The following is a 17,068-nucleotide window of genomic DNA, read 5'->3' as shown; positions in this document are numbered from 1 at the left end:
CTCAGGGCTCCGAGCGGGGGAAGGAGACCTCGACCCTGCGGTTCTTCTTGCGGCCGGCCTCCGTCGAGTTGTCGGCGATGGGGTACTGCTCGCCGTACCCGCGGACCTCATAGGTGATGTCGGCGTCGTTCAGGACCTGGGACAGGACGTCGTGAACGGCATTGGCGCGCTTTTTGGAGAGTACGTCGCCGTGGGCGGAGGAGCCGAGGTTGTCGGTGAAGCCGAAGACGCGGACCCTGGCGGCGTTCTGGGTTCGGATCTCGTCGGCGATGCCCGTGATGCGGGCCTTCGCCTCGGCGCCGAGCTTCGAGCTGTCCTTGCCGAACAGCACCTCGGCCTGGAGCGCGAGTGTCACGCTCGTGTTGGTGTCCTCGCGGCGTTCGTCGCCGCTCTGCTCTTCCACGACCGACTTGATGTCCAGGACCTTCGCCTGGGCGAGTGTGGCTCCGTCCGGGAGCTTCAGGTCCGGGTCGTTGGGGTCCACTTCCACGGGGGCGGAGGCGGAGGGTTCGGTGCCTGGGGGGTCGTTGGGGTCGTCTTCGGCGTGGGCTGCGGTTGTGCCGTGGAGGGTTGTGGCGAGCAGGAGGGTGACCGCGGTCAGGGAAAGGGTGAGGCGGCGCGGGGTCGGGGTCATCGCGGGCCTCACCCGGAGATGGAGATGGTCGCGCTGGCGAAGGTGGGCAGTTGGAAGGTGACCTCGGTGGTGTCCGCGGGGGGAGCCGGGAACTGCATGAAGACCGCTAGGCGGTCACCAGCCTTGATCGTCGACAAGCCAGTGGTCGTCAACGGACGACCGTCTGTATCACGCAGCACGTAGTACCGCTTCTTACTTCTGGAGTCCACGAGCGTCGCTCCGCCGAGCGACCTGCCGTTTCTGATGATCTCCGTCTCGTTTCCGCTCAGCCCGGATGGCACCGCGACACTCTTGTCACCGTCGTTCTTCAGCTCACCGTTCACAGTTACGAAACCACCCGAATCACGCTCGGCAGAGAGGATTCGCAGGAGTAGACCGTTGCTTCCCTGTAGCTCGGCCAACGGCTCCACAGCATTGCCTTCCTGAGCACTCGGCCCGGACCCGTCTTCCTTCGAGGCTGACGCCGACGCCTTCGGTTTCTCGTCGTCGCCGCCTCCACCGCCGCAGCCGACAGCACCGGCTGCCAGGCTGGCCAGAACGGCCAGTGTGAGCGTCCCTCTGCGGACCGTCGTCATGAACCGAATGCTCATGTCTGCGTTTCCTTCGTCACTCGTCATTCGCTTGTGAGTCGGCCAAGTGGACGTCGAAAAGATCCTCGGACTTCGGCAGGTCCGTGAGATCATCTGGTCTCAACTCCCACTCCTCGCCCTTGCACGAGAGGCTGGGTAGCTCGTCTTCGCCAGTGTCCTCAGATGCGAAGGAGCAACGGGCCTCGATGACGGCAGTGGCGGATTCCGTGGCCTGCTGGTTCTCCGTGCCCGGAACGATGCTGTCCCCTACGGAATCGTGAGTCTCCGCGACGACGGTGTAGCCCAGCAAGCCGTCCGCACGACAAGTCACGCTCGCGTCATTTCGTGCCGCGAGCTGATGTGCACGCCAACAGGAGCTGGGCACAGGCGCCTCGCCATCGAAGATGGCCTGCCATGAGTCCGGATCGAGGATGTTCGTAACCCACTGATCGGCAAGCTGATCCCGCGTTTCAAGAGCCGCCGCGAGGGCGGCAGCATCTGCCGCTGTCTGGGCGTCACTGCGAGTCGCTGCGGCTTGGCCGAGCGCGAAGTACGCAAGCGCGAGAAAGAGCAGGCCCCCCACCACTGTGATGTAGATGGGAAAAGCCTGCCCTGCATCGCCGCGCTGAGCGAGCCGACTCAGCCACCCGTGACTTCGGCGATCTTCGAGGTAATGGCGTCGAAGATCGTCTGCCCGATGTCCGTCCCCGTGATCGCCAGTACGATCGCCACCACCACCGCGATGATCCCCAGGTACTCCACAGCCGTCTGGCCCTTGTCGTTGCGGGCGGTGGCGCGGGAGTGCAGGTGTGCGGCGGTGGTGTGAAGCCAGTTGGTCATGGTGTTCCCCTCCAGGGTGGACGGAGCCGCGTTCCTCGTGCGGAACGTACGGGTGGGCGGCGGTGATCGGCTGGCTGGTCATGCCGGACGTCATGGTGTCCACGATCTCCACCTCCCCTGCGCTCGGTTGGGACCTCGGCCTGTCGGGAGTACCAGGCAACGACTGTCCCACAGCGGATTGCGAGTGCGAAAGGCTTTGGGTGAAAGTGGCCCGACTGGGCCGTAGGTCACGGGTTGTTGACGTTGATGATGCGTGTGCAGTCGCACTTTTAGTGTGTACGTCCTCCTCCCGTCCCGGGTACTTGATCCGCATGCCGTCGCTCCTCCCCTACTCGCCCGTGATCGTTCCGAAGTCGGTGCCCGAGCCCAGGATCAGGCCGGCGCCGAGGAGGATCATCGTGGCCGGGACCATGAAGGTCGTGATCATCATCGTGGCCTTGGGTACCGCTCGGGCGGCCTTGCGGCGGGCGTTCTGGGCGTCCGTGCGGCGCATGTCCTTGGCCAGGGAGACCAGGGTGTCGACGATGGGGGCGCCCAGTTCCTCGCCCTGCTGGAGTGCGGTCACGAACATCGCCACCTGCTCGGAGTCGTTGCGCCGGCGCAGTTCCGAGAAGGCCGCTCGGCGGCTCATGCCCAGGTCCATCTGGCGGAGTGTGATGCGCAGTTCGTCGGCCCAGGGCCCCTCGTAGCGCATGGCCACCCGGTCGAGGGCCTGGCGGAAGCCCAGGCCCGCGCTGACCACGACGGCCAGGACGTCCAGGAAGTCGGGGAGCGTGCGCTCGATGACGTCCTTGCGGATGCGGATCGCCGACCAGATGCCCACCTCCGTCCAGAAGGCGCCGAAGGACAGCAGGAGGAGCGCCATCAGGTACTGGCCGCGCAGGGCGAAGACCAGGAAGCCGACCGCGCCCAGGAAGCCGTACACCGCCCGGCGTGCCGCGTAACGGTCGATGGTGAGGCCGCCGGGGTTGCCGGCCAGGTCGATCCTGCGGCGGTACCTGGCGACCAGGGCCGGGCCCATCAGGCGCAGTACGGCGGGGGCGTAGCGCATGCCCATGCGGTCGATGAGGGAGTCCACCGCGCCGGTGCGGGTGGAGCCGACCTCCAGGGCGAGGGCGAGGTCGTCGGGCAGTCTGGCGTCGGCCCGGTACATGCGGATGCCGGCGAAGACGCCCCAGACGCTCAGGCCCATGAGGAGGGCGAGGAATGTTCCGGCGAGGCCCGTGTCCATCTGTCCTCTCCTCTCAGACGTCGATGCGGGACAGGCGGCGGATGAGGACGAACCCGACGGCGTACAGCGCGAAGGCGGTGATCACCGCGGCCTGGCCGACCGGGGAGCCCGTCATGCGTTCCAGGGCGCCGTCCTTCACCCCGTTCATCAGGAGCAACGAGCCGATGCCCAGGACGGGGACGGCGTAGGACGTCATCGTGACCTGGGAGAGCTGGGTGCGGACCTCGCGCCGGGTCTCCTTGCGCTCCTCCAGGGTCTCCGTCAGGTTGCGCAGGGCGCTGACCACCTGGCCGCCCGCGCGGTTGGACAGGACGAGGGTGGTGACCAGGACGACCAGCTCGCGGGAGGGGAGGCGGCCGGCGAGTTCGCCGAGGGCGTCGTCCATCGAGGCGCCGAGGGCCAGTTGGTCGGCCACCTTGCCGAGTTCCTCGCCGGCGGGGGCCTCCAGCTCTTCCGCCGCCATGCCGACGGCGGTGCGCAGGGCTAGGCCGGCCTGGGTGGCGTTGGCGAGGATGCGGGCGAGTTCGGGGAGCTGGTTGATGAACTTCTCGATGCGTTTCTGGCGTTGCCAGTTGAGGAACTGGATGGCCACGCCGATACCCAGCAGGCCGGCGAGGGGGCCGAAGAAGGGGGCCAGGGCCGCCTGGCCGATCAGCCACAGGCCGGCGACCGTGGCGAGCATGTAGGCGAAGAACTCGCCGGGCGTGACGTCCAGGCCGGTCGCCGCCAGGCGCAGCTCCAGATTCCTGCCGGGTCCGGTGCGGCGCAGGCGGCGGTCCAGGGCGGGGAAGCGGCGTCGGCGTCCCGTCGACGGTAGCTGCCCCGTCGCGGCGAGGCGGTCGACCAGGGCCGCGCGCTGGGCCTTTCCGGCGGCGTAGGAGTGCAGGCCCGTGACCGCCAGGACGCAGGTCAGCAGCGTGATGCCGGTGGTGAGCGTGACGAGCGTTTCCAGTTCCATCGGGCGGTTCCTACCTGGCGTGAGGGGCTGAGGGCGGAGCGGGCGGCGGCGGCTGTTCTACCTGGCTTCTCGGGTCGTCAGCTGGTCCGGGGAGTGGGCCACGCCGAAGGCCTGCGGGATGGGCTGGTTGGCCATGTAGAGGCGCTCGGCGGTGCGGTGCGGGAGGGGTGAGTACGCGTACGTGCCGTGGATGCGGCCGTCGGCGGTCATCGGCCTGGCGTCGAAACGGGCGACCGTGGCCAGGCGGTACGGCTCGCCCCCGTGGCTGGCCAGCAGCGCGATCTCGGTGATGCGGCGGGCGCCGTCGGCGAAGCGGGTGAGCTGGACCAGGACGTCGACGGAACTGTTGATCTGGTCGTGCAGGGCCACGAAGGGGATCTCGACGTCCGACATCGAGGCCAGGGTCTGGAGCCGCATCAGGGCGTCCTCCGCGCTGTTGGCGTGGACCGTGGCGAGGGAGCCGTCGTGGCCCGTCGACATGGCCTGGAGCATGTCCAGGGACTCGCCGCCGCGGACCTCGCCGACGACGATGCGGTCGGGGCGCATGCGCAGTGAGTTGCGGACCAGGTCGCGGATCGTCACCCGGCCCTGGCCCTCGACGTTGGGCGGACGGGACTCCAGGCGGATGACGTGCGCCTGCTGGAGCTGGAGTTCCGCCGAGTCCTCGATGGTGATGATGCGTTCGGTTTCCGGGATCAGGCCGGAGAGGGCGTTGAGCAGGGTGGTCTTCCCGGTGCCGGTCGCGCCCGAGACGATGATGTTGAAGCGGGCCTGCACCAGCCCGGCCAGCAGGTACAGCATGTGTTCGTCGAGCGAGCCGAGGCCGACCAGCTCGTGGAGGGTGAAGGAGCGGGGGAAGCGGCGGATGGTGAGGGTGGCGCCGGTCAGCGAGAGCGGCGGGATGATGACGTTGACGCGCTCGCCGGAGGGGAGGCGGGCGTCGACCATCGGGTTCGACTCGTCCACGCGGCGGTTGACCGTGGAGACGATCCGCTCGATGGTCTGCATCAGCTGGTCGTGGGAGGCGAAACGGAGCGGGAGTTGTTCGACGCGGCCGCCGCGCTCGACGAAGATCGCGTCGGGGCCGTTGACCATGATCTCCGTGATGGACGCGTCTTCCAGCAGCGGTTCCAGGATGCCGAGACCCAGGGCCTCGTCGACGACCCGGCGGATCAGCTGGGAGCGTTCGGCCGTGGACAGGACCGGGCCCTCGCGGCTGATGATGTGGCCGAGGACCCGTTCGAGGCGGGCGCGGCGTTCGGCCGTCGCGAGCGAGCTCATCTCGGCGAGGTCGATCTCCTCCAGGAGCTTGGCCCGGTAGGAGGCGACCAGGTGTCCGTCCTCGCCCCGGCTGCCGTTCTCCTCGGGCGAGTGGATGCGCGCGCGCAGGCTCATGCGTCCTCGGCTCCTCGGTCAGTGGTCCAGCGGCATGGTGGCGGTCCGGGTGGCGTCCCCGAAGTCCCAGCCGGGGACGATGGAGGGGATGTCGACGGTGGCGGTGACCGTCACCTCGTCGCCGCCGTAGGACGACGGGCAGTTCGTGCCGTCGGCCAGCCAACTGCTGACGGCGGCCGCGCAGGCGTCCGCGGCGCTCTCCTGGAGCGAGGCGCTGCGGGCCCCCGCACGGGCGGCGGTGCCGGCCTGCTGGGCGGTGTACGCGATCAGGCCGAGTTGTACGGCGGCCATGCCGACGATGATCAGGACGGGAAGGAAGCCGAGGTACTCGATGGCCGCCTGGCCGCGGTCCCCGACGCGTCTGTTCCGGCGGGAGTACGGCATCTCAGTCGTCCTCCTCTTCCACGGCGCCCGCGTGGCCGTGCACGGTGAACGGGAAGCTGACGGTGCCCGGGAAGAGGAGGGGGACCTCGATGCGCACGTCGGCGGTGACGTAGCCGCCCGCGGTGCCGCAGTCCACGTCGGCACCTCCCTCCCACGAGCCCGGCAGCTTGTCCAGGCCCGCTTCCCGGCAAGCTCCCTGCCGCGCCCCGCGATCGGCGGCCGTCGCCGCCCGTACCGCCTCGTCCGCAGCATTCCCCGCGAGCGTGTACGTGTATCCCACGAGTACGAGCTGCCACAGCACCACCAGCGTCGCGATGATCGTCGGTGTCATGCCGAGGAACTCGATGGTGACCTGGCCGCTCTCCCGGTCCCAGTCCCGGCCACGGTCCCAGGCCCGGCCACGGCCCGAGTCCAGGCCACGGTCCCAGGCCCGGCCCGAATTCCGGCCACGGTCCCAGTCCCGACCACGACCCCAGGTCCGACCCGAGTCCCGACCATGACCCCAAGTCCGACCCGAGTCCCGACCACGACCCCAGTCCCAGCCCCGGTCCCGGTCCCGGCTCCACTCCCGACCACGACCCCGGGCCCGGCCCGAGTCCCGACCACAACCCCAGTCCCAGCCCCGGTCCCAGCCCCGATTCCGTAACCCGTTCACCCCGCACCGTCCTTCCGGCGCCGGAAGCCGGTCGGGCCGCGGTCCCCGCGGAAGCGGCCGTGGCCCTTGCGGGCGCCCTCGGGGGCACCGGCCAGGCCCAGTTCGCCCGCGAGTGCCCACAGGGCCTGCTTCACGGTGCTCTTGGCGTCCAGTTCGTGGACGCGGCCGGCGTCCACGGCGCCCTGGAGTTCCCTGAAGTTCGCGGGGACGGTGGTGGCGGCGACCGCCGTGCCGGTGATCTTCTGGATCAGCGGGGGCTGGATCTCCGTACCCCGCGTGTGCCGGTTGACGACCACGGTCGTCTCCTCCGCCTTGCGGATCTGCAACCGGTCCCACATCCGCACCGCCCGCTTGGCGCCCCGTACGGCGACCACGTCCGGGGTGGTGACCAGCAGCGCCGTGTCGGCCATCTCCACGGCGGCCGCGCCGGCCCCGCCGAGCTGGGCGCCGCAGTCGATGACGACGACCTCGTACCGGGAGCGCAGGGCGCCGACGATCTGGCGGGCGGCGCGGTCGGTGACCTCCTCGCCGCGTTCCCCCTCGCCGGGGGCGAGCAGCAGGGCGAGGCCGCTGTCGTGGCGGAAGACGGCGTCGGCCAGGACGCGCGGGGAGATGTCGGTGATGGCGGCCAGGTCGGCGACCGAGCGGCGGAACTGCACGTCCAGGTAGGAGGCGACGTCGCCGGTCTGGAGGTCCATGTCGAGCAACGCGGTGGACCGGCCGGACGCCTGGGCCGCCAGTGCCAGTTGGACGGCGGTCAGGGTGGCGCCCACACCGCCCTTCGCGCCGCTCACGGTGACGACGGTGCCGCCCGCTCCGGTGAACACGTCGACGCCGCTGCCGAGGTGCCGGCGTACGCCCACCGACCACTGGGCCACCGCCTGGACCCGGTTGGCGAGTTCCTCGTAGCCGAGCGGGAGGGCGACCAGGCCGCGGGCGCCGTGGTCCATGGCGGCCTGGAAGAGGGCGGGGCCGGGGTCGGAGGTGACGAGGATGACGCCGACGGCCGGGAAGCGGAGGGCGACCTCACGGATCAGCTCCAGCGCCGGGACCGGACCGATGCGCTCGTGGACGATCACGACCTCGGGCAGCTCGTCGACCGACTCGGCCGCCAGCCGGGCGAGGGTGTCGACGAGCTGAGTGGAGTCGGTGACGGGGGCGACCGGTTCGGCGTCCGGGAGCTGGCTGAGCAGGGTCGTGAGGGACCGTACGGCGTCCGCGTCACCGACTGCGGGGAGGATCCTCGTGGCCATACGGCTCTCACTTGTCCTTCGCGAGTTCGTACGTCCGGTCCTTGTCCGGGACCGTGGTGTCACCGCCGGGGGCCACCAGCGCGAGCCGGACCCGCCGGGCGAACGACTCGGCGTAGGTGATGCGCTGGGCGTCGATGGTGGACAAGGCGAAGGTGATGGGGACGGCGTCGGTGGGTTCGCGGTCGCGGCTGCCCTCGTCGGGCTTGAGCGAGGTGAGTTCGCCGACGTCGATGACCTTGGCGTTGGTCACGATGATCTTGGACTGGTCGGGGTCGCCCTCGCGCTGTCCCTCGAAGGTGGCGTACACGTTGACGGAGGAGCCGGGCGTGATCTTGCCGGCGACGCCGGTCGCCGCGTCGATCAGGATGGCGACCTCCTGCTGCCCGGGCCGCAGGGCCGGAGGGTCGACGATCATGTCCGTCTGGAGCAGCGAGCCCGCCTTCAGTCTCGTCACGGCTATCTTGCCGCGGACCTCGGAGAGGTCGGTGACGGCGTTCTCCGACAGCCAGCGCTCGGGCATCTCGATCTTCTCGAACTGCGTCGCACCGAGCTCCGTGTAGGGCTTGATGTCGGACTTCAGCCGGTACGCGGCGACCTCGGGGCCGACCTTGGACTTCACGTCGTTGACGACGGACAGCACGCCGGCGAACGCGCCGAGGGCGCAGAGGATCGACAGGATCAGCAGGATGATGCCGCGGCGCTGACGGGAGTTCATGGGCCGTGCAACCTCATTGGGGGGAATCGGTCGGACCGGACCGGACCGGACCGGGCCGGGCCGGATGGGATCGGATGGCGGTACGGGGCGGACGGAAGAGGGGCGGACGGAAGAGGGGCGGACGGAAGAGGGGCGATACGGGGCCTACCCAGTCAGCGCTCGTCTCTCACGGTGACGGCCGAGTGCGGCGTCGCGGCGGGGACCTAGAGCCGGGTCGCGGCGGTGGCCGAGTGCGCCATCCCGGCCGCTGCCGCCTCCGTCGTCGTACACGGGCGGTGTAGCGGAGCAGAACACGCAGCGGTCGCCGATGACGTCGATGCCGCACCAGTGGCAGGTGCTCTGCCGCACCGAGGTGACCAGTTGGTAGAGGACCGAGAGGTCGGGGAGGTACGCGCAGAACTCGGTCAGCCGTCCGGTCCCCCACCAGGCCGGGGACTCCGCGGGCAGCGCCATCTCGCGCAGTCCCTGCACGCGCCATGACGGGGCGAGGGTGCCGGTGACCCAGTCGGACGGGAGCTGCCCCTTGGCGACCAGCAGCCAGGTGCCGAACTCGGGTCCCTCCAGGGCGGCCTCGGGGCCGACCCGCACCAGCTGGGGCACGGGGTGGGCCACGACGCCGAACTGGCTGCCGGGCACCCAGGACCTGGCGTGCGCCTTCAGGCCGACCGGAACGTGGTCGAGCCGGGCGACGGAGCCGAGCAGGGCGCCGGCGTGGATGTAGTGGGTGAGCAGCCGGCCCGCGGAGGCGAGGACGCCGGGGCTGAGGTCGCAGGAGGCCAGCTGACGCAACTGGCGTGCCAGCACGGCGATTCCGAGCGGGGGCAGGGGTGGCCGGAACAAGGCGATGCGGTCGGTCTCCAGGAGGGCGCGGACGGTGTGCAGGCGTCGCTCCACACTCGCCGGTACGGCCCGCGAGCACACCACGATCACGTGTCCGTACTGGTCGACCAGCGTCTGCAGCTCGGCCAGCACCTGCTCCAGGGGACGCCGGCCGACGTCCTGGAGCACGGCCGCGGGCAGCGTCCGTTCGTCCTGCGGCGGCAGTGCCATGTCGGCACTGGTCACGGCGATGGCAGTTGGCACGCGCGGCTCCCCGTCTTCCATGCCCGTCGGTCCACCGGTGTTACTCCGGCACACCCGGATGACTTCACTGCGTGACTACGTGAGCACTGTATCCACGCGTCTGTGACCGGAGAACAGCGTTTCTGTACCTGTGGAACAACTCGTGTTGCACAAGATGCTTCAAATCGGGGCAGGTTGAGTGATTTCGAGGCCGCGCCGACCGCACGGGGCTCGGGGAATGTGGTCCGTACCCACCTCTTGACACCTTCAATTGGTCTGGACCACCTTGTACGTCAACGGTGGCCGCCGTCCCCCATCCCTCCCCACTCCCCCCGGAGGCAGCAGTGGACCCCGTACGCAGACGACGCGGAAGACGTCTCGGCACCTGGTCGGGCGCCGTCACCGCCGCCCTGGCACTCGCGTTCACGGCCGTCGGCCCGGCCTCGGCCGCGGACGTCAACAATGCCAGGAACGCCGGTTTCGAGTCCGGTCTGAGCAACTGGTCCTGCTCGGCGGACAGCGGCACGACCGTCGCCTCCCCGGCACACTCGGGGTCCGCCGCGCTGAAGGCCACACCGGCCGGGCAGGGCAACGCGCGCTGTTCGCAGAGCGTCGCGGTCAGGCCCGACTCGACGTACACGCTGAGCGCCTGGGTGCAGGGCGGGTACACCTACCTGGGCGTCACGGGAACGGGCACGACGGACGTGTCGACCTGGACCCCGGACGCGGCCTCCTGGAAGCAGCTGAAGACGACGTTCACCACCGGCTCCTCCACGACCTCGGTGACGGTGTACACGCACGGCTGGTACGGACAGTCGGCCTACTACGCCGACGACCTGTCCGTCTTCGGTCCGGACGGGGGCGGCGGCGACGACGGGGACCCCGACCCCACAGTCCCGACGGCCCCGGCCGGCCTGAACGTCTCCGGTACGACGTCGAACTCGGCGTCGCTCGCCTGGAACGCGGTGCCGGGCGCCACCGGGTACAACGTCTACCGGGGCGGCACCAAGGTGACGGCGGTGACCGGCACCTCGGCGACGGTGACCGGCCTCGCGGCCTCGACCTCGTACTCCTTCCAGGTCACGGCGACGAACGCGGCCGGTGAGTCGGCGAAGTCGGCGACGGTGACGGCCCGCACCGCCGAGCAGGGCGGCGGGGGCGGCGGTGACCTGCCCAAGCACGCGGTGACCGGCTACTGGCAGAACTTCAACAACGGGGCGACGGTCCAGAGGATCTCCGACGTGCCGTCCGCGTACGACATCATCGCGGTGGCCTTCGCCGACGCGACGACGACGCCGGGCGCGGTGGCCTTCCACCTCGACTCGGCCGGGCTCGGCGGCTACACGGTCGACCAGTTCAAGGCGGACGTCCGCGCGAAGCAGGCCGCGGGCAAGAAGGTCATCATCTCGGTGGGCGGCGAGAAGGGCACCGTCTCGGTGAACAGCTCCGCCTCCGCGACCAACTTCGCCAACTCCGTCTACTCCCTCATGCAGGAGTACGGCTTCGACGGCGTCGACATCGACCTGGAGAACGGCCTCAACGCGACCTACATGTCACAGGCCCTGCACGCCCTGTCGGCGAAGGCGGGCCCCGACATGATCCTCACGATGGCGCCGCAGACGATCGACATGCAGTCGACGTCCGGTTCCTACTTCCAGACGGCGCTGAACGTGAAGGACATCCTCACGGTAGTCAACATGCAGTACTACAACAGCGGAACGATGCTGGGCTGCGACGGCAAGGTGTACGCCCAGGGCACGGTCGACTTCCTCACCGCCCTGGCCTGCATCCAGCTGGAGGGCGGCCTCGCCCCGTCCCAGGTCGGCCTGGGCCTGCCGGCCTCCACCCGCGCTGCGGGCGGCGGCTACGTCTCCCCGTCGGTGGTCAACGCCGCCCTGGACTGCCTCACCAAGGCGGCCAACTGCGGTTCCTTCAAGCCGTCGAGGACCTACCCCGACCTGCGGGGCGCGATGACCTGGTCCACGAACTGGGACGCGACGGCCGGCAACGGGTGGTCGAGTGCGGTGGGGCCTCACGTACACGCGCTGCCGTAACCCACGACCGACCGGCTCCCCCCGCCCGCGGAGACACGGGCGGGGGGATGCCCGTGCGTGTCCGCCCCCGCCCCGGGCTCAGCAACCGCCCCAGGTGACCCGCACGAGCGAACGCGCGACCGGCAGGTGCTGGACACGGTGACGACTTCCCGTTGTCCGGGCGTGCGCCGACGCGGGCGCTCTCCGGTGTACGGGAGGTGCGGGCACAACCAAGGCAGGGTGCAGGTCGGTTGTGACGTGCGCCGTGCCGTCAAGGTGCCCCGTACGCCGCCGCGCTCGCCCTCGGCAGGGTCGCCCACATGCGTGTGCCGCCACCCGGTTCCCTCGCCTCGCCGAAGCCCCATGTGCCGTCGCAGGCGCGGCAGACACAGGCCAGGACGCGGAGGGCCGCTCGGCGGCGGGTGTCGCAGGCCGTGGACAGGTGGGGGCTCGTATGGCGCGGGTGGCTGTCGTAGGCGATCACCCGGAGCGTGGAGAAGCGGTAGCGCAGGGTCAGGTAGTAGTTGTGCGACTCCGTGAACTGGCAGGCGACCGCCGTCAGTTCCCCGACTGCCTGCAACGCCGGGTCCAGCATGTCCGTCAGACCGTGGGCCCGCAGCACCTCCCGTGCCGTCGCTCGCGCCAGGGCCGGGCTGGCCAGAGCGGCGGGGAGCGTGAAGCTGTAGGCCAGGGTTTCGGGGATGGGGGGTGTCGGGTCCGCCGGGTAGGCGGGAGCGGCGGGACAGCGGGTCGCGGGCATGGTGACTCCTTCGTCGGGCGGCCGGTGGCTCCGTCGCGCGGGCAGGCTCGCGCGATGCACTGCCGGACTCCCTGTGTAGCGTTGGCGCTACTGAATGTATCGGCCTCGGTGCCTAATTTGGCACCTGTCAGGAAAAAATGCGCTCGTTCGTGGGTAGCGGTGGGTGTCGACGGCAGACTGGCCCAGGGCGAATGTGGAGGGAGCGGAATGGGAGCGAGGACGTCAGCCACAGCACGTCAGAAGCGGCTGGGAATCGAGGTTCGTCGCATGCGCACGTCGGCGGGCATGTCCGCGGAGTTCGCCGCAGGACTGCTGGGAGTGGACCGAGGCACGATCTCGCACATCGAGTCGGGAGTGCGCGCGGTCAGCCCGGAGCGCATCCGTACCCTGGCCTGCAACTGCGACTGTCCCGACCCAGCGTACGTCGAGGCTCTGGCCGGTATGGCCGCCACCGGTCGGCGGGGCTGGTGGGAACGGTACCGCGGGTCCTTGCCCCAGGGGATGTTGGACATCGCGGAGTTGGAGGCGCACACCGTACGCATGCGGGCCGCCTATTCCATGCACATTCCAGGCCTGTTGCAGACCTCGGACCACGCCATGGCCGTCTTCCGTGTTGTCATCCCACAGTTACCCGAGCACGAGGTCGCCCTACGCCTGGCACACCGCGTGGAACGGCAGAACGTACTGGACGGGGCCGAAGCGACACCGCTGATCGCCATCGTGCATGAGGCGGCCCTGCGCATGCAGTTCGGTGGTCGCGAGGTGGCCAAGGCTCAGCTGCGTCACGTACTGGAGAAGTCGGAGCAGGACAACGTGACCGTCTTGGTCATCCCCTTTGCCGCCGGGGCGTTTCCCGGAGCCGGACAAACTGTGCTGTACGCGGAGGGGCCAGTGGCCCAACTTGACACGGTGCAGGTCGACAGCTCGCACGGGCCGGATTTCCTGCACGCCGAGGCTCAGTTGGCGAAGTACCGTGCCCACCTGGACTGGATGGAGCGCATCGCCCTGTCGTCGGCGAAGTCACGCGACTTCATCCGCGAGATTGCCAACGATCTCTGAGGAGAAGCCCGATGAGCGACATCACCTGGGAAGAGCCCTTCTGCGGCGAGGGAAACTCCTGTTTCCGCCTCGGTACCGACACCGCCGGCAACGCCTACATCGCCATAGCCGGTGAGGAGGACAGCCCCCTCACCGACAGCCGGGACGCACTGCGCCGCATGATCCTCGACATCAAGGCGGGCAGGGCCGACCACCTCCTGTGAGGCTCGTATGAAACATTTTCACGGGCCCACCGCATCAATGAGGTGAAGGCAGTACACGGCAGCGGTGACTACGGGAGAACGCGTACATGAGGCAGGGGCGGGCGGACGAGTACGCCGAGTTCGCGGTGGCGCGGGCCGGGCATCTGTACCGGTCCGCGTGTCTGCTCACCGCCGGGGACACGCATCTGGCCGAGGATCTCGTGCAGGAGACCTTCGGGCGGCTGTACGTGCGGTGGGGGAGGATGTCGCGCGTGGAGAATCCCGCCGCGTACGCGCAGACCGTGCTCACGCGTGCCTTCCTCGCCCACCAGCGGCGCCGCAGCAGCGGGGAGCGGGCGACGGACGTGCTCCCCGATCGGCCCGGCTCCGGCGACGGGGACGCGTCGCTGCGGCTGACGCTGCTGGACGCGCTCGCGCGGCTGCCCGCCAAGGACCGGGCCGTAGTCGTCCTGCGGTACTGGGACGACCGCTCGGTCGAGCAGACCGCCGACGTGCTCGGCGTCAGTTCGGCGGCGGTGCGGACGCGGTGCTCGCGGGCGCTCGGCCGGCTGCGGGGGCTGCTGGGCGAGGACCTCTCGGAGTACGCCAGACCCTGAGACGACGCGCCGCCCTGGCAGCCGCCGGTTCGCCGCTCCTGGTTCCTCATCTCGACTCACTTGTGGAAAGGGTGGTTCGTCATGCTCGAAAACCATCGTCAGGGCCCCTTCGAGGACCGGCTGTCCGACGCCCTGCGCGATGCCGGTGACGGCTTCGAGGCCGACCGGTCGGCTCTCGTCACCGCCGGCCGGGTCCGGGGGCGGCGGGCCCTGCTCCGGCGCAGGGCGGCCGTGGTGAGCGGGGTGGCCGGGGTGGCCCTGGCCGGGGTGGCCCTGGCCGGGGTGGGCGGGGTGATGGTCCTGCCGGCGGACGAGCCGGCCGGTCCCGGACGGTCCACCGTCGCGTCCGGCGGCGCCCCGACCGCCGCCGCCACCGTCTTCTCGGGCGACGAGCTGCTCCGGGAGCTCAAGGGCATGCTGCCCGAGGGAACGTTCAGCGGGGAGTCGGCCCGGGCCTCGGACGACGAGCTGGGGCCGTCCGCGCACCTCGTGTACGACGACGGCGAGGGGGCCGCCGCGGTCGGCCTGGGCTTCGGCCGGGTCGATCCGGGCAGCGCGCAGCTTCGCCAGCTGATGGCGTGTCCGGACAGGAACTTCACGCCCTACGACGACTGCAGCACCGCCGAACTGCCGGACGGCTCGCAGCTCAGGCTGTACCAGGGCTACGAGTACCCGGACCTGCGCGTGGACACCAAGTACTGGTCCGCCGACCTCGTCACCGCCGGGGGCGAGCACATCACCGTGTCCGAGTGGAACTCCCCCGCCGAGAAGGGCGCGGCGGTCAGCCGTGCGGAGCCTCCGCTGTCGACCGGGCAGTTGAAGACGATCGTCACGGCGGGAGTGTGGCGCAAGGTGGTCGACGCCGTCCCTGAGCGCCCCGAACCGTCGAAGGCGGCCTCGCCCGGCACCGAGCGGCCGCCGGCGGCTTCCGGGAAGGCGGTCGGCGAGACGCTCGCCGCGCTGCTCCCCCGGAAGCTGCGCGTCGTCGCACACGGCGGGCAGGAGGACGAGTACGCCTACGTCGTCGTGGACGACGGCCGGGGCAGGAGCCTCGTCCAGATCAACGTCCAGCACGGGATGGGTGACGCCGAGACCGTCGGCCAGCTGTACTCCGCCGCCGAGGCCCTCCCCGACGGCACCCGTGTCACCACCCGGCAGGGGCCCGGCGAGAAGGCGGGTTCCGGCGTCGTGATGTGGACCGTGGACACCCTGCGTCCCGGTTCGGACGGCCTCCGCGTGGTCATCAGCGCCTTCAACACCGGCGACCAGAACAAGGACGCCACCCGCGACACTCCCGCGCTGACCATCGGCCGGCTGCGGGAGATCGCGCTCAGCGAGAAGTGGGACGAGCTGAAGTAGCCGGCCCGTCTAGAAGAACTCCGACCACGGCTGGTCCCAGACCTGCTTCACGCACAGCACCAGGAACAGCAGGCCCGCCATGGCGAGCATGCCGTTGCTGAGGCCGCCGTTGCGCCACTCGCGGGGCGTGCGGGAGGAGTTGAGCAGCCACATCAGAGTGAGGGCGAGGAAGGGCATGAAGGCGGCGCCCAGGACGCCGTAGAGGATGATCAGGCGGAAGGGCTCGTCCTGGAAGAGCAGGATGATGGGCGGGAAGGTGAGCCAGAGCAGGTAGGCGCGGAAGGCCCAGGAGCGTTCGCGGCGGCCCGAGGCCAGTCCGTCGCCCCGTGCCTCCCGTTCGCCCCGCCGACGGGCCAGGAAGTCGGCGAACATCAGACTCACGCCGTGCCAGACGCCGATCAGCGAGGTGAAGGAGGTGGCGAAGAAGCCGATCAGGAAGAGCTTGCCGGTCGCCGTGCCGTACTGGTCCTCCAGGATGTCACCGAGCTGGATCAGTCCCTTGTCACCGCCGGCGATCGCGATGTTCGCCGAGTGGAGCAGCTCGGCGCCGACGAAGAGCATCGCGAGGACGAAGATGCCGGTCGTGGCGTAGGCGACCCGGTTGTCCAGGCGCATCACCTTCATCCAGCCGGTGTTGGTCCAGCCCTTGGCGTTGACCCAGTAGCCGTACGCGGCCAGCGTGATGGTGCCGCCCACGCCGCCGATCAGGCCCAGGGTGTTGAGGACCGAGTCCTTCTCGTCCGGGAGGACCGGGAGGAGACCGGCGAAGGCGTCGCCCAGGTTGGGAGTGACCCGGATCGCCAGGTAGACGGTCACGACGAACATGACGCCCACCAGGACCGTCATGACCTTCTCGAAGACGCTGTACTTGTTGAACCAGACGAAGACCAGGCCCACCAGGCCGCAGGCGATGCCCCACCGTTCGAGGTCCATCACGTCGGGGAAGAGGGCCTGCAGCGGCAGGGCGCTGGACGACATCGCCGCGGCGCCGTAGACGAAGCCCCAGATCACCGCGTAGATCGCGAAGAACCACGTGGTCCAGGGGCCGATGCTCGCCCAGCCGTCGAAGAGGGTGCGGCCGGTGGCGAGATGCCATCGGCCGCACGCCTCCGCGAGGGAGATCTTCACCAGGCAGCCGATGACCGCGGCCCACAGCAGGGTGTAGCCGAAGTTGCTGCCCGCGATGAGAGTGGCCACGAGGTCGCCGGCGCCCACGCCGGTCGCCGCGACGACGATGCCGGGGCCGATGTAGCGCCAACTGGACTTACGGGGTGCCGAGTCGGGCCCGCCCGTCACGCCTACGTCTCTGGTGTTGCCCGTGGTGTCCGCCATGGGGGCCAAGAAAGCCCATGGCCGCCGGTG

The 17,068-nt window shown here is 69.9% G+C and carries 19 protein-coding genes; 5 read left to right on the top strand and 14 right to left on the bottom strand.

Translation table 11 applies throughout. The annotated features are described in order from the left end of the window. Position 1: 1 nt before the first annotated feature. From ACGFYH_RS29620 to ACGFYH_RS29565, 12 genes are all read right to left on the bottom strand, one after another. Positions 2–634 carry an OmpA family protein gene (locus ACGFYH_RS29620; protein WP_393806241.1) on the bottom strand — a complete coding sequence of 211 codons (633 nt, stop codon included), beginning with the start codon at positions 632–634 and terminating at the stop codon, positions 2–4. Between the two features lie 8 nt (positions 635–642). Continuing rightward, the gene (locus tag ACGFYH_RS29615; RefSeq protein ID WP_393806240.1) at positions 643–1,224 is read right to left on the bottom strand and encodes a hypothetical protein; all 582 of its coding nucleotides are present in this window, start codon (positions 1,222–1,224) and stop codon (positions 643–645) included. A gap of 16 nt (positions 1,225–1,240) precedes the next feature. Further along, positions 1,241–1,846: a pilus assembly protein TadG-related protein gene (locus ACGFYH_RS29610; protein WP_393806272.1), complete on the bottom strand. Its 606-nt coding sequence runs from the start codon at positions 1,844–1,846 to the stop codon at positions 1,241–1,243. Then, on the bottom strand, positions 1,843–2,043 hold the full coding sequence (locus ACGFYH_RS29605) for a Flp family type IVb pilin (RefSeq protein WP_393806239.1): 201 nt from the start codon (positions 2,041–2,043) through the stop codon (positions 1,843–1,845). The genes ACGFYH_RS29610 and ACGFYH_RS29605 overlap by 4 nt, the downstream gene beginning before the upstream one ends. 328 nt (positions 2,044–2,371) lie before the next feature. Then, positions 2,372–3,274 (bottom strand): DUF5936 domain-containing protein, encoded by a 903-nt coding sequence (locus ACGFYH_RS29600; RefSeq protein ID WP_393806238.1) that lies wholly within the window; start codon positions 3,272–3,274, stop codon positions 2,372–2,374. A gap of 13 nt (positions 3,275–3,287) precedes the next feature. Then, a complete protein-coding gene (locus ACGFYH_RS29595) occupies positions 3,288–4,232 on the bottom strand; it encodes a type II secretion system F family protein (RefSeq protein ID WP_393806237.1) in 945 nt (314 codons plus the stop codon). 57 nt (positions 4,233–4,289) lie between these two features. Continuing rightward, a complete protein-coding gene (locus ACGFYH_RS29590; protein WP_393806236.1) occupies positions 4,290–5,627 on the bottom strand; it encodes a CpaF family protein in 1,338 nt (445 codons plus the stop codon). Between the two features lie 18 nt (positions 5,628–5,645). Beyond that, positions 5,646–6,011, bottom strand: a complete 366-nt coding sequence (locus tag ACGFYH_RS29585) for a TadE/TadG family type IV pilus assembly protein (RefSeq protein ID WP_393806235.1) — start codon at positions 6,009–6,011, stop codon at positions 5,646–5,648. A 1-nt stretch (position 6,012) separates the two neighbouring features. After that, entirely contained in the window at positions 6,013–6,342 is a 330-nt protein-coding gene (locus ACGFYH_RS29580) for a pilus assembly protein (RefSeq protein ID WP_393806234.1), read from the bottom strand. Between the two features lie 320 nt (positions 6,343–6,662). Then, positions 6,663–7,919 (bottom strand): CpaE family protein, encoded by a 1,257-nt coding sequence (locus tag ACGFYH_RS29575; RefSeq protein WP_393806233.1) that lies wholly within the window; start codon positions 7,917–7,919, stop codon positions 6,663–6,665. Between the two features lie 7 nt (positions 7,920–7,926). After that, positions 7,927–8,634, bottom strand: coding sequence for a Flp pilus assembly protein CpaB (gene cpaB / locus ACGFYH_RS29570; RefSeq protein ID WP_393806232.1), 708 nt, complete (start codon positions 8,632–8,634; stop codon positions 7,927–7,929). Between the two features lie 144 nt (positions 8,635–8,778). After that, complete coding sequence (locus ACGFYH_RS29565) at positions 8,779–9,738, bottom strand: hypothetical protein (protein ID WP_393806231.1); 960 nt, start codon at positions 9,736–9,738, stop codon at positions 8,779–8,781. A 302-nt stretch (positions 9,739–10,040) separates the two neighbouring features. Here ACGFYH_RS29565 and ACGFYH_RS29560 point away from each other — a divergent pair, with 302 nt between their 5' ends. Beyond that, the gene (locus ACGFYH_RS29560) at positions 10,041–11,750 is read left to right on the top strand and encodes a chitinase (protein ID WP_393806230.1); all 1,710 of its coding nucleotides are present in this window, start codon (positions 10,041–10,043) and stop codon (positions 11,748–11,750) included. Between the two features lie 250 nt (positions 11,751–12,000). Here ACGFYH_RS29560 and ACGFYH_RS29555 read toward each other — a convergent pair whose 3' ends face one another. Beyond that, positions 12,001–12,489, bottom strand: a complete 489-nt coding sequence (locus ACGFYH_RS29555; RefSeq protein ID WP_393806229.1) for an ATP-binding protein — start codon at positions 12,487–12,489, stop codon at positions 12,001–12,003. A gap of 207 nt (positions 12,490–12,696) precedes the next feature. On the opposite strand from ACGFYH_RS29555, the gene ACGFYH_RS29550 reads away from it, so the two are divergent. The 4 genes from ACGFYH_RS29550 (at position 12,697) to ACGFYH_RS29535 (ending at position 15,706) form a co-directional block, all read left to right on the top strand. Beyond that, complete coding sequence (locus ACGFYH_RS29550; protein WP_393806228.1) at positions 12,697–13,548, top strand: helix-turn-helix domain-containing protein; 852 nt, start codon at positions 12,697–12,699, stop codon at positions 13,546–13,548. Between the two features lie 11 nt (positions 13,549–13,559). Next, positions 13,560–13,751, top strand: a complete 192-nt coding sequence (locus ACGFYH_RS29545) for a hypothetical protein (RefSeq protein ID WP_393806227.1) — start codon at positions 13,560–13,562, stop codon at positions 13,749–13,751. Positions 13,752–13,837: 86 nt separating this feature from the next. Further along, positions 13,838–14,347: a SigE family RNA polymerase sigma factor gene (locus tag ACGFYH_RS29540; protein ID WP_393806226.1), complete on the top strand. Its 510-nt coding sequence runs from the start codon at positions 13,838–13,840 to the stop codon at positions 14,345–14,347. A gap of 81 nt (positions 14,348–14,428) precedes the next feature. Next, complete coding sequence (locus ACGFYH_RS29535) at positions 14,429–15,706, top strand: hypothetical protein (RefSeq protein WP_393806225.1); 1,278 nt, start codon at positions 14,429–14,431, stop codon at positions 15,704–15,706. 9 nt (positions 15,707–15,715) lie between these two features. On the opposite strand, the gene ACGFYH_RS29530 is transcribed toward ACGFYH_RS29535, so the two are convergent. Then, positions 15,716–17,038: an Nramp family divalent metal transporter gene (locus ACGFYH_RS29530; protein WP_393806224.1), complete on the bottom strand. Its 1,323-nt coding sequence runs from the start codon at positions 17,036–17,038 to the stop codon at positions 15,716–15,718. Between the last annotated feature and the right edge of the window lie 30 nt (positions 17,039–17,068).

This window comes from Streptomyces sp. NPDC048392, assembly GCF_043200575.1.
GTDB lineage: Bacteria > Actinomycetota > Actinomycetes > Streptomycetales > Streptomycetaceae > Streptomyces.
Note: the sequence above shows the minus strand (reverse complement) of the source record. Positions and strands in the feature narration are given on the sequence as shown.